The sequence below is a fragment of the Paracrocinitomix mangrovi genome (assembly GCF_019740355.2).
Lineage (GTDB): Bacteria > Bacteroidota > Bacteroidia > Flavobacteriales_D > Crocinitomicaceae > Paracrocinitomix > Paracrocinitomix mangrovi.
On sequence record NZ_CP091819.1, the window covers coordinates 1,343,011 to 1,354,889 of the forward strand.

Consider the following 11,879-nt stretch of genomic DNA (forward strand, 5'->3'; position numbering starts at 1 on the left):
TCAATCTGAAACTTCTTGGAATAAATTCGTTTAAAGCTGGATTCATAGTTTTTTTCTAATTAAATTTGTGACTCAAAATTTAAACGTTCTCATGGCAGAAATCGAGATAAGACTCCCAAAAATGGGGGAAAGTGTTACAGAAGCTACAATTACAAACTGGTTAAAAGAAGTTGGTGATACCGTTGAAATGGATGAGCCACTAGTTGAAGTAGCTACTGACAAAGTAGATAACGAATTGCCTTCTGAAGCTGAAGGGGTACTGGTTAAAAAACTGTATGACGTTAATGACGTGGTACAAGTAGGTGAAGTAATTGCTATTATTTCTACAGATGGTGAAGCACCTGCTTCAACACCTGATAGTGGTTCAGAACCAGTTGCTCAAGAAGTTAAAGAAGAAGCAGCTGTTGAAGAGGCTGTTTTAGAAGCAGTATCTGCTCCTGTAAATGGCACAGCTTCAGACCTTCCTAAATCTGGAGATTCTGGTAGATTCTATTCTCCTTTGGTTCGCAGTATTGCAAAAACTGAAGGAATTTCATTTGAGCAATTAGAAAGTATTAAAGGTTCAGGTGAAAACAATAGGGTTACTAAAAAAGACATTTTAGCTTTTATTGAAAATGGAGGAGGTCAAACTTCAGTTGCTCCGGTAAAAGAAGTAGCTACTTCCGCTCCTGCTCAAAAAACCGCTACTACTTCTGCTCCTGCCAAGACAACAATTCATGCTCCTGAGGTACCGGTTTATCCTGGTGATGAAATTGTTGAAATGGACAGAATGAGAAAGTTGATCTCTGATCACATGGTAATGTCTAAACATACTTCTCCTCACGTTACTTCATATGTTGAGGCAGATGTAACCAATATTGTGAACTGGAGAAACAAGATCAAAAATAAATTCTTTGAAAAAGAAGGAGAGAAAATGACTTTCACCCCTATTTTCATTGAAGCAATTACAAAAGCAATTAAAGATTTCCCTGGTGTTAATATCTCTGTTAGTGGAAATAACATTATCAAAAGAAAACACATCAATATAGGAATGGCTACTGCTCTTCCATCTGGAAACTTGATTGTACCTGTAATTAAAGATGCTGACCAATTAAATTTAATTGGTTTGACAAAATCTGTAAATGATTTAGCTGATAGAGCTAGAAACAATAAATTGACTTCTGATGATATCCAAGGAGGTACATACACTGTTACTAACGTAGGTACTTTTGGTAATGTAATGGGAACACCTATTATTAACCAACCTCAAGTTGCAATACTTGCTGTTGGTGCTATAAGAAAAGTGCCTGCTGTTATTGAAACCAAGGATGGAGACTTCATTGGAATCAGACATAAAATGTTCTTATCTCACTCTTATGACCACCGTGTAGTAGACGGTGCTTTAGGTGGACAATTTGTTCGAAGAGTGGCGGATTATTTGGAACAATTTGATCCCAACCGAGAGTTATAAACATTTGTAAGTAAAAAAGTTGAATCCCCTGCTTGTTATGAGTAGGGGATTTCTTTTTTTCTTTGGTAGTTAAGATTAATGGGAGCTTTGATAAAACCTATATTTCTCATATCGATTTTGTGTAGTGGGATGTGTTTATTTGGACAGGTCGATAGAAGTAAGTTACGATCAGAGCTGGAGGAAGCACCGTTTATTGAACAATTTGAGGTTGGAAATGATCTGATGTTTGATAAACTGTACAGTGATGCATTATTTGTATGGGAGTATATGTTGGAGAAAGAACCAACTAATGCTAATATCCTTTACAAAGCAGGAATGTGTCAGGTTTGGCTGAACAATGAAGTTGGAGCGCTCCCTTATTTTGAAAAGGCACAATACTCAGTGATTAAGAATTATAATCCATATTCGCCCCTAGAGAAAAATGCTCCGCCTGAGCTTTTTTACTACTTGGCTAAAGCAAGTCATGTGAATGGACATGTTGATACTGCTTTGTACAGGTATAATTTCTTTATTGAGAACGTTAAGAAGAAACACGATAAATATAAATATGGTTTACTGGGGATTGAACAGTGTAACACTGCCAAAATATTAATGGCCAATCCAGAGTCATTTATCATAAGAAATATCGGATCAAATGTTAACACACAATTCGGAGAGTATTCTCCAGTTGTTACAATTGATGGTTCTGCCCTATTCTTTACATCTAACAGACTGCGAATAGACAGTACAAATTACAAGTATAAAAACCCTGAAAATGGTCAGCATTTTGAGGATATTTATGTTACGTATAGAGACATGGATGGAAAATGGTCAAAGCCTAAGTATCTTGGTTTTTGTGATCCGCGTAAAAATAACGCCTCCATTTCTGTTTCTCCGGATGGACAGGAGATATTTGTATATGTAGATGTTAAAGGAGGTGATATTTATTATTCCAAAATTCAGGATACCGTTTTTCAAAGCATTGTTCCTTTTCCTGCAGAAGAACTAAACACGGATAGCTGGGAAACTCACGCAACAATAAGTCCTGATGGTAATTATTTATATTTTGTTTCTGACAGACCCGGAGGAATGGGTGGAAGAGATATCTACAGATTAAAAATATTACCTGATGGAAGTTGGAGTAAAGCCTATAACTTAGGTCCTCCTATTAATACAGAATTTGATGAAGATGCTCCTTTCCTTGGAGCAGATAGCCGAACTATGTATTACAGCTCAAACGGACCTAGAAGCATGGGCGGATTTGACATCTTTGTTACACAGATGGATGAAGCAGAGCAATGGTCAGAACCTGAAAACATTGGATATCCATTAAATTCATTTGATGATGATATCTTCTACACCACTACCGCAAATGGAATGGTAGGGTTTTATTCTTCTGAGAAAACAGATGGACAGGGTGACAAGGATATTTATATGGTTGAAACAGAAAATAACTACATCAAAAATGTGGCTATTTTATCTGGATTCATTGTGACATCTGACCACTCTCAAATACCAAAAGGTATTACCATCCATGTAATGGATCTAACAGATGCTACACCTACAAGAGTATATAGACCAAGAAGAAGAGACGGTGGATATGTACTAAATTTAAAACCATGTCACACTTATCAAATTGATTATAAACTAGATGGTGAAGAGTTTTACAATACAGAACTTTATGTTCCTTGCAACTCTTCATATCAAGAAATTCATCATGAAATTTTATTAGACATGGTGAACCTTGAAGGATCACAATTGGCCAACTTACCTATCAATAATCAAAGATGGGAATTTGAAAATGCTGAATACAAGGAATTGTTAGAAGGTCAAATAGTATCAACTTATGAAGGTGACTCATTATTATACAAGGACTTTATCAATAAATATGCTCAATTTCCTTACAAACAATTAGACCCTTCAAAAAGTCACATATTCAGGATTGAAGAATCTGACCTTGAAATTTGTGATGATTTAGTACTTAATTTGGTTGATTCTGCGAATAATATTTTAGACACCTACACATTCAACGCATTGTGTGAAACTAAACCTTCAGTTCAGGAATACAGCACTATTTTAACTACACCTATTTTTCAATACAATTTTGGATACAACCTGGATAAATTTGACACCAAAAACCAGTCTTTGAATTTATATGTTGAAGGAATTGAACAACTTCTGGCTGCAGGTAAAGATGTTACTATATTAATTTCTTCTAGTGCCTCAAAAGTTCCAACCAAGAAGTATAAAAACAACTATGATCTGGCTAAGAAGAGATTAGAGACAGGAAAATCTACTTTGATAAAAGTATTAGAAAAAAGAGGGATTGATATAAACAAGATTAGATTTGTAGACGGAAGTGCTTTAGTTCAAGGACCATCTTATAAAAATGATGCCCAGGAAAGACAGAGTGTTTACCAAAGATATCAGTACATTAAATTTGAGATTCAATTCAAGTAATGAGGAAATTGCTTAACATATTATCCTTATTGTTGTTGATTTGTACAGTCAACCTTCAATCCTTGGATTGTCATGCTCAATTGAAAGAAAGTCAAGTAAAAAAACTTGTAAAAAAAGGAAGAAGCGCGTACAACAAAGGTGAATACTGGAAAGCTAAGTCATACTATGACAAAGTAACTGCCTCCAATACCACCAAACCTCAATATTGGCTTGAAGCAGGAAAAGTTTATTACGACTCTCAAATTGAAAGAGAAAAATCACTTGAATATTTCAAAAAGGCGTTAGAATATTCAGGTCAAGATGGTAAAGACACCATCCCGGAAATTTTCTATTATAAAGCTAAGGCGCATCACTTTGTTGGAGAGTATGAAGAAGCAATTGCCAGTTATAACATCTTCTTAAACAACGTCTCTAATAATAAAAAGGGATTGGCAAGAAGACAAGAGGTTATTCGTGAAATTCAGGTTTGTAATAATGGTGTTGACTTGAAAGGTTTAGAGCAAAAGCGATATGCTCAAGTTACCAACATGGGTCAAAAAGTAAACTCAGATTATCCTGACTATGCTCCTGTTGTTACCAATGATGAAAACTTGATTTTATTCTGTTCAAGAAGACCTCCGGGACAAAAGAAAAGCTTGGACGGATTGTATTATGAAGATATTTTTTACACTCAAAAAAGAGGTGAAACCTGGGGACAAGCAGATATCATTGATAAATCTTCAGGATATATCAATCAAAATGTAAATGACGGAAAACAACATGAGGCTCCAATTAGTTTATCGGCAGACGGAAAAACCTTATTTATCTACAAAAAGAATAGTATTTGGAAATCTGAAAAAGATGCCAACGGTAAGTGGGGAATTCCTAGAAGAATGAACCAAAATGTAAACATTGGAACCCATAACCCTTCAGTTCATATTACCAATGATGGAACAGAAATGTTTATCGTTTCTGAAGGAGCTCAAGGTGGAATTGGTGGTAGAGATATATACCACACAAGAATAAAAGATAATGGTGGATGGGAAAAACCTGTGAATCTTGGGGACGTAATTAACACACCTTTCAACGAAGATGCTCCTTTCCTATCCTCTGACGGTAAAACGCTTTATTTTGCTTCAACCGGACATAACTCAATGGGTGGTTATGACATCTTTAAAACTGAAAGAGATGAAAATGGCAATTGGTCAAAACCTGTAAATATTGGAGCTCCAATCAATTCATCAGGAGATGATATTTATTATGTTGAAAATGCAGAAGGAACCTTAGCATATTATGCATCTATGAGACCAGGTTCATTTGGTTATCTGGATTTATATACTGCCAGCTTTGAATGTAAAAACATCCCTTCAACAGAAGTGAGAGGATATGCCATCTTTGCTGAGAATCACTTGCCTGTTCCGGGTGTAATTAAAGTAATCAACAAAGAAACCGGTGAAGAAGCAGGAACTTTCCAAATTGATTCCAGAACGGGAAAATACACAATGGTGTTAAAGCCTGAGCAAACTTATTACCTTGAACTTATTGTGAATCAAAGTAAATACAATGATGTTCGCCCTCATAGAGAAGAGTTTACTATTCCTAAACAATGTGAGTATTACAATTTGTATCAAGAAATCTCAATTGATTACTTGAAGGATTCTACAGGTGTATCATATGCTCAAAGAGCTCATTTTAAAAATGCCATGTTCGATATTGAAAGTGAAATCAAAAAAGAATATGGAAACAATCTTGATTTAAGTGGAAGTGCAACAGTAGAAAATTCAATTAAAGGTATTTCTGGCCATATTTCGCACAACTCAGTATTGAATGTTCAATACGTTGAACTATTGTTATTGAATCAAGGAAATCAAGTGGTTAGAATGACACAAACAGATGAGTTTGGAGACTTTGCCTTTGAAAAAGTAGATCCAAATCAGGATTACATCCTTGTAATAAATGAAGATGATGCTAAAATTAGCCAGTTAGGTGACAATATGGGAAGTGCTGATGAAATCACTTTAGAAGGTATCGTATATAACTTTAATGACAAAACAAACAATCCTAGACCACAGTTAAAGGTTTATCTGGCTAATACCAAAAGAGATATCTCAAACGCAACCATCTCTAATCCAAATGGAAGATTTACCTTATCCAATGTTCCTCAAGATGCTAACGCAATAGCTAATTTAAACAGTGCTACAACTATTTCTTATAATCTTGATTTGTCTGATACTGAAATTACTTACTCAGCCTTTATTACTCATATTGATCCAAACAATACTGAACTAGCTTATACAGAATATATTGACATTATTGAGTTAAGAGAAATGTCTACTGATCCACAAGGAGGTAATTTAGGCGGTCAAGATTTTGCTAACTTATTGTTTGATTTTGACAAATACTTCTTGAGAGATAAGAGTAAGGATATATTAACTGCTCTTTACGAATATTTAAGAGATAACCCTACTGTAACAATTAGATTAGAAGGGCATACTGATTGGTTTGGTACTCCTGAGTATAATATGGGGCTATCAAAAGACAGATCTTTATCTGCTCACAAATATTTAATTGACAAAGGAATTGCTCCTAACAGAATTCAAAACCTATGGTTTGGAGAAACAAAAGAAATTGTTCAACAAAACAAACCTGATGGCTCAGATGACCCTGAAGCCAGACAATTAAACCGAAGAGTAGAAATTAAAGTAGAAATCCCTGAAATGGCAGACATATATCTATCTTTGTAGTTGCCAAAATTTTCTACATGCATTTAAACCTTTCAAAGCCAATTGCTTTTTTTGATTTAGAAACAACGGGATTAAATATCTCTAATGATAGAATCGTTGAAATTGCTATTCTTAAAATTGAACCAGATCATTCTGAAAAGAGTTACACACAAAGACTGAACCCTGAAATGGAAATTTCAGAAGAATCTATTTCTATTCATGGAATAACAAATGAGGATGTTAAAGATTGTCCTACATTTTTAGAGAAAGCTCAAGAAATAAAAGACTTTTTTGGAGATGCAGATTTGGCAGGTTATAACTCTAATAAATTTGATATTCCTTTTTTAATTGAACAATTCTTAGCTAACGGAATTGATTTTTCAATGGAAGGTAGAAAGTTTGTTGATGTACAAAACATCTTCCATAAAATGGAAAAACGAACTTTAGAGGCTGCCCTTAAATTTTATTGTGAAGAAGACTTGGAGAATGCGCACTCAGCACAAGCCGATACAATTGCTACCTATAAGGTTCTAAAAGCCCAAATAGAGCGTTATGAAGAAGTTGAAAATGACATAGATTTTTTATTTGAATTTTCTCAAACTGGAAAGAACCAAAAAATTGATTTTGTCGGACGTTTGGCACTGAATGACGATAAAGAAGTGATCTATAATTTTGGGAAACATAGTGGTAAAACAGTAGCGCAAGTATTTCATGAAGAGCCAGGTTATCACCGTTGGATTATAGACAATGAATTTCCTCTGTACACCAAAAAAATTGTGAAGGATATTACAGATAAGTTAATTCAAAAAAATCGTGCTAAGAAAGAAGCTAAAAAAGTGCAGGATGAAAAACAAATGATCAATAAATTAGATCAACTGAAGAACAAGTTTAATCAAGAACCTAAGTAATGAAGATTATCTGTATCGGAAGAAATTATGCCAAGCATGCAAAAGAAATGAATGCGGAAGTTCCGTCAGAACCTATTTTTTTTATCAAGCCTGACACTGCCCTTTTAAAGGAGAATAACTTTTATTATCCTGAGTTTACGAATGACTTACATTATGAAGTAGAATTGGTTTTAAAAGTTTGTAAGCATGGAAAACACATTTCAAAAGAACATGCAACTAATTACTATGATCAAATAGGATTAGGCATAGATTTTACTGCAAGAGATGTACAAAAAATACACAAAGAAAAAGGTCTTCCTTGGGAAAAAGCAAAAGCATTTGACAATTCAGCTGTTCTGTCTCAGCAATTTATAGACAAAGCGAACTTTGGACCTGAGATAGAATTTTCACTTTTAAAAAATGATGAAATTGTTCAAGAAGGAAATACACAAGATTTACTTTTTGATTTTGATGAATTAATTGCTCATATTTCTAAATATATCACGCTAAAACAAGGGGATTTAATATACACAGGAACCCCTGAAGGTGTTGGTCCAGTAGATATTGGTGATGTTCTTGTAGGGAAAATTGAAGACCGAGAAATGTTTAAATTAAACATCAAATAATCACTTAAAAATTAAGCCAATTTAATTCACTAATTAATTTCATTGAATCCCTTTTGTGAATAAGGCTTTACAATTATTTGTTCAAAAAAGAACATATTAAAAAAATTTTTTCTAAGTTTGCCGGGAACTTAAGAAATTCAAGCGTTTAATCAATTGTTAATTTAAATTAAAAGAAAAAGTTATGAAAAAGACATTCCTTAACTTAAGAAAAATGGGATTTGTTCTTGTAGCTGCTACTTCAATGTTTGCTTTTGCTGCTTGCGGAGGTGAAGAAGAAGGAACTACAGAAGGAGAAAACACTGAAGAGACTACTCACGAAGAAGAAGCTACTAACGAAGAAGAGCATACTTGTAATGCTGGTGAAGAAGCTTGTGAAGGTGGTGAAGCTGCAGATTCAACTGCTGAAGCTCAATGCGACCAAGTTGAAGAGTCTTGCGAAGGAGCTCACTAAGAACTTCCTGAACAATATTAAAGCCTTTTCGTTATTACGGAAAGGCTTTTTTTATTTTATTAAATTTGTAAGGACTTCAATATTTGACGTCAAATACTAAACTAAATCTATTACCAATGAAAAAAACATTCTTAAACCTTAGAACCTTAGGATTTGTTATGATAGCTTCAACAGCAATGTTGGCTTATTCATGTGGCGGAGATGAAGCTGCTGAAGATAACACAGAAGAAACTACTAATGATGAAGAGCACGCTTGCGAAGGTGCTGATCACGAGCACACTTGTGATGATGGTGCTTGTCAAGATGGTCAATGTGACGGTGGAACTTGCGACGGTGCTGATACTGTTGAGCACACTTGTGAAGAAGGTGCTTGCCAAGAAGGTGCTTGTCAGGGAGGTGAATAAGCCTTTTCCCTACTTAAATATTAAGGTCCTGTCTTGTTACAGGACTTTTTTTTGGCCTTTAATTAATAGACTTATTTGACGATTTGTAATTTTGTAGGAAGTGAGCAAAAACAAGCAGATATATAAAAATGTAGCTATCCCGGATACTTTCAAAGACCTGGATAAGTGGGAATCAAACAGGCGTTCATTTTTGCGAGCAGCCTTAGTTGCCGGTGCTGCAACCCAACTTGCCTGGTTTACATCTTGTTCAAAAGTACTTGAAGATTCAAATGAATACCTTTCTGCAGAAGAATCAACTATACTAAAATCCATTTTAAATACTATTTGGCCGGATGATGGCAATGGACCTGGTATTGATGAGTTAAATACTTTTGGATATGTTTTATGGGTTTTCAGTGATCAGTATACTGAACAATCGGATAAGGATTATTTGATCGAAGGTTTAAATTGGGCTGACGAACAAGCGCTTCATATTTATGAACAACATTTCTACGATCTGAGTTCCGATCAACAAGAAATACTCATATACCAGTTTTTGGAAATGGACTGGGGTAAAAATTGGATGTACGTAATGCAAACTTATGTTTTAGAATCATTGATTCTTGATCCTATTTATGGCGGAAATAAAGATGAAAGTGGTTGGAAATGGTTAGATCATGTCACTGGCTTACCAAGACCAACAGAAGAAACTAGAATGGAATCTATAATTGCTAAATACAAGTCCAATGTTTGATGTTTGTGTTATAGGTAGTGGCGCAGGTGCCGGTCCCGTTATTTATGAATTGAGTAAAGCCGGGTACAAAGTAATTGTACTTGAAAAGGGTCCATGGTTTAAAACGGAAGATTTTACAAAAGATGAAATGACCGTTACCAGAAGAGATGTTTATGAAGCCAGCCCTAAAGATGAACCTCATGTAGTTGAGAAACCATCTTCAAGTGGATTTAATAAATACAACTCTGCCAATGGAGGAACTTCTTTTCAAAATGGTAGTTGCGTTGGTGGTTCTTCTAATTTCATGTCTGCATATTTTCACAGACTTAAACCAAAAGATTTTAATCTGTTAACTGAATATGGCCCAATCAAAGGTGCCAATATTGTTGATTGGCCGGTTAAGTATGATGAGTTTGAGCCATATTACACAAAAGTAGAGCAAATTGTAGGTGTATCAGGTAAAGTAGTTGAGCACAAACATCTTGAACCAAGATCTACACCTGACTTTCCTTTTCCGCCACTTGTAAACAACGGTGTAGCAGAATGGTATATTAAAGCTGGTGAAGAGCTGGGTTATAAAGTAATTCCGGTAGCCAGGGGAATTGTATCCCAACCTTTTAATAACAGAAAAGCCTGTTATCATTCCAATTACTGCGGTAGTTTTGGATGTTCAAGTGATGGTAAAAGTAGTTCAAGAGCTGCTTTAATTCCTGATGCTATCGCTAGTGGTAATTGCGAGATTATCACAAATGCTAAAGTATTTAAATTGGAAACTGATGAAAATGATCAGATAGTTAAAGCTCATTATTATAATGAAACAGGTGTTGCTATGCAAGTTGAAGCTAAAATGTTTGTAGTAGCTTGTCAGGCAATTGAAAGTAGCAGATTGCTTTTAATGAGCAAGTCTGATAGATTTCCTAATGGATTAGCCAACAACTCAGGTCAGGTAGGAAAAAATATGATTTTTGCAGGAGGAGGAGGCGGATCTGGTTACATCAGATATGAAGATTTGTCTGAAGAAAAAGCAAAAACACTCAGAAACAAAAATACTTTCATTAACCATGGTTTAACTGATTTCTATGAAATTGATGATCCTGAATTTGAATTGGTTAAAGAATCAAAATCAGGTAAAATAAAAGGAGGAAATATTGACTTTCTCTTAGAACACTCTGCACCATTCCCAAAAGTATATAGACACCGAACTCAAAACGGTAATCCTCTTATTGGTTCAAAATTGAAAGAAAACATCCACGATTATTTTGTAAATCAAAGAAGATTGAGATTTGAAATATTCTGTGACTGGTTACCTAATGATGACTGTTTTGTTGAACTGGATGAAAAAGTGACCGATAAGTGGGGAGATCCTGCAGCTAAAGTCAGAACAGGTTTTGTTAATCATGATTTGGAAATTGGGAATTATTTAGCTGACAGGGCAATTGAAGTATTAGAAAAAGTTGGATGTAAAAACATTACAAAATCTATTACCGGTAATCCACCTACAAATCTAATTGCGGGTGGTTGCAGGTTTGGAAACGACCCTAAAACGTCCGTTCTTGATAAAAACTGTAAGGCACATGAAGTAAAAAATCTTTATGTTACAGACGGTTCATTCATGCCAACAGGTGGATCTGCACCTCATACTTTTATGATCTATGCCAATTCATTTAGAGTGGCTGATAAGATCAAAGAACACATGAAAAAGCTATCCTAGAAATTTTTCTTTAATTTTTTTTACTGCTACAATCCCTTTAAAACATTGGGATTCAGAAATTATTATAAAAATAATACAGTACCTTGTATTGCATAGTACTATATTTTTTATATACATTTGTATCAAGTTATTATGATCGCAAATTTTTAAAACATTAATCAAGAAGATGAAAGTAGAAAATACCAAAGCGCAAATGCGCAAAGGAATTTTGGAATACTGCATTCTGACTGTCTTGTCTAAAAGAGAGGCTTACCCATCTGATATTATAGATGAACTAAAAAAAGCCAAACTGATAGTTGTAGAAGGGACATTATATCCCCTACTGACAAGACTTAAAAATGCCGGTTTGTTGCAGTATAATTGGGTTGAATCGTCATCAGGTCCTCCCAGAAAATATTACTCCTTAACCGAAGAAGGACACGAATTTTTAAATGAACTAAAATCTACCTGGAATGAGCTGCATGAAGCTGTCCAGCAAATTTCTAAATAAATAGAGC

The 11,879-nt window shown here is 34.8% G+C and carries 10 protein-coding genes; all 10 read left to right on the forward strand.

The genetic code is table 11. From position 1 onward, the window contains the following. The first annotated feature begins 91 nt into the window (after positions 1-91). The 10 genes from K6119_RS06005 (at position 92) to K6119_RS06050 (ending at position 11,872) form a co-directional block, all read left to right on the forward strand. Positions 92-1,450 (forward strand): dihydrolipoamide acetyltransferase family protein, encoded by a 1,359-nt coding sequence (locus K6119_RS06005; protein WP_221836638.1) that lies wholly within the window; start codon positions 92-94, stop codon positions 1,448-1,450. Between the two features lie 222 nt (positions 1,451-1,672). Continuing rightward, positions 1,673-3,889 (forward strand): hypothetical protein, encoded by a 2,217-nt coding sequence (locus tag K6119_RS06010; protein WP_221836640.1) that lies wholly within the window; start codon positions 1,673-1,675, stop codon positions 3,887-3,889. Then, positions 3,889-6,612 (forward strand): OmpA family protein, encoded by a 2,724-nt coding sequence (locus K6119_RS06015; RefSeq protein WP_221836642.1) that lies wholly within the window; start codon positions 3,889-3,891, stop codon positions 6,610-6,612. Before K6119_RS06010 ends, K6119_RS06015 begins: the two co-directional genes overlap by 1 nt. 17 nt (positions 6,613-6,629) lie before the next feature. Next, the gene (locus K6119_RS06020) at positions 6,630-7,499 is read left to right on the forward strand and encodes a 3'-5' exonuclease (RefSeq protein ID WP_221836644.1); all 870 of its coding nucleotides are present in this window, start codon (positions 6,630-6,632) and stop codon (positions 7,497-7,499) included. Further along, positions 7,499-8,104 (forward strand): fumarylacetoacetate hydrolase family protein, encoded by a 606-nt coding sequence (locus K6119_RS06025; protein ID WP_221836646.1) that lies wholly within the window; start codon positions 7,499-7,501, stop codon positions 8,102-8,104. The genes K6119_RS06020 and K6119_RS06025 overlap by 1 nt, the downstream gene beginning before the upstream one ends. Positions 8,105-8,285: 181 nt before the next feature. Further along, complete coding sequence (locus K6119_RS06030) at positions 8,286-8,555, forward strand: hypothetical protein (RefSeq protein WP_221836659.1); 270 nt, start codon at positions 8,286-8,288, stop codon at positions 8,553-8,555. Between the two features lie 116 nt (positions 8,556-8,671). Beyond that, positions 8,672-8,959: a hypothetical protein gene (locus K6119_RS06035; RefSeq protein WP_221836661.1), complete on the forward strand. Its 288-nt coding sequence runs from the start codon at positions 8,672-8,674 to the stop codon at positions 8,957-8,959. A 100-nt stretch (positions 8,960-9,059) separates the two neighbouring features. Continuing rightward, positions 9,060-9,692, forward strand: a complete 633-nt coding sequence (locus K6119_RS06040) for a gluconate 2-dehydrogenase subunit 3 family protein (RefSeq protein WP_221836663.1) — start codon at positions 9,060-9,062, stop codon at positions 9,690-9,692. Next, positions 9,685-11,382 (forward strand): GMC oxidoreductase, encoded by a 1,698-nt coding sequence (locus tag K6119_RS06045; protein WP_221836667.1) that lies wholly within the window; start codon positions 9,685-9,687, stop codon positions 11,380-11,382. The genes K6119_RS06040 and K6119_RS06045 overlap by 8 nt, the downstream gene beginning before the upstream one ends. A 166-nt stretch (positions 11,383-11,548) precedes the next feature. Then, positions 11,549-11,872 (forward strand): PadR family transcriptional regulator, encoded by a 324-nt coding sequence (locus K6119_RS06050; protein ID WP_221836670.1) that lies wholly within the window; start codon positions 11,549-11,551, stop codon positions 11,870-11,872. Positions 11,873-11,879: the final 7 nt, after the last annotated feature.

Coding starts and splice junctions, on each gene's coding strand:
- K6119_RS06025 (WP_221836646.1), top strand. CDS start 7,499: ATGAAGATTATCTGTATCGGAAGAAATTATGCCAAGCATGCAAAAGAA.
- K6119_RS06015 (WP_221836642.1), top strand. CDS start 3,889: ATGAGGAAATTGCTTAACATATTATCCTTATTGTTGTTGATTTGTACA.
- K6119_RS06005 (WP_221836638.1), top strand. CDS start 92: ATGGCAGAAATCGAGATAAGACTCCCAAAAATGGGGGAAAGTGTTACA.
- K6119_RS06010 (WP_221836640.1), top strand. CDS start 1,673: ATGTTTGATAAACTGTACAGTGATGCATTATTTGTATGGGAGTATATG.
- K6119_RS06045 (WP_221836667.1), top strand. CDS start 9,685: ATGTTTGATGTTTGTGTTATAGGTAGTGGCGCAGGTGCCGGTCCCGTT.
- K6119_RS06020 (WP_221836644.1), top strand. CDS start 6,630: ATGCATTTAAACCTTTCAAAGCCAATTGCTTTTTTTGATTTAGAAACA.
- K6119_RS06030 (WP_221836659.1), top strand. CDS start 8,286: ATGAAAAAGACATTCCTTAACTTAAGAAAAATGGGATTTGTTCTTGTA.
- K6119_RS06050 (WP_221836670.1), top strand. CDS start 11,549: ATGAAAGTAGAAAATACCAAAGCGCAAATGCGCAAAGGAATTTTGGAA.
- K6119_RS06035 (WP_221836661.1), top strand. CDS start 8,672: ATGAAAAAAACATTCTTAAACCTTAGAACCTTAGGATTTGTTATGATA.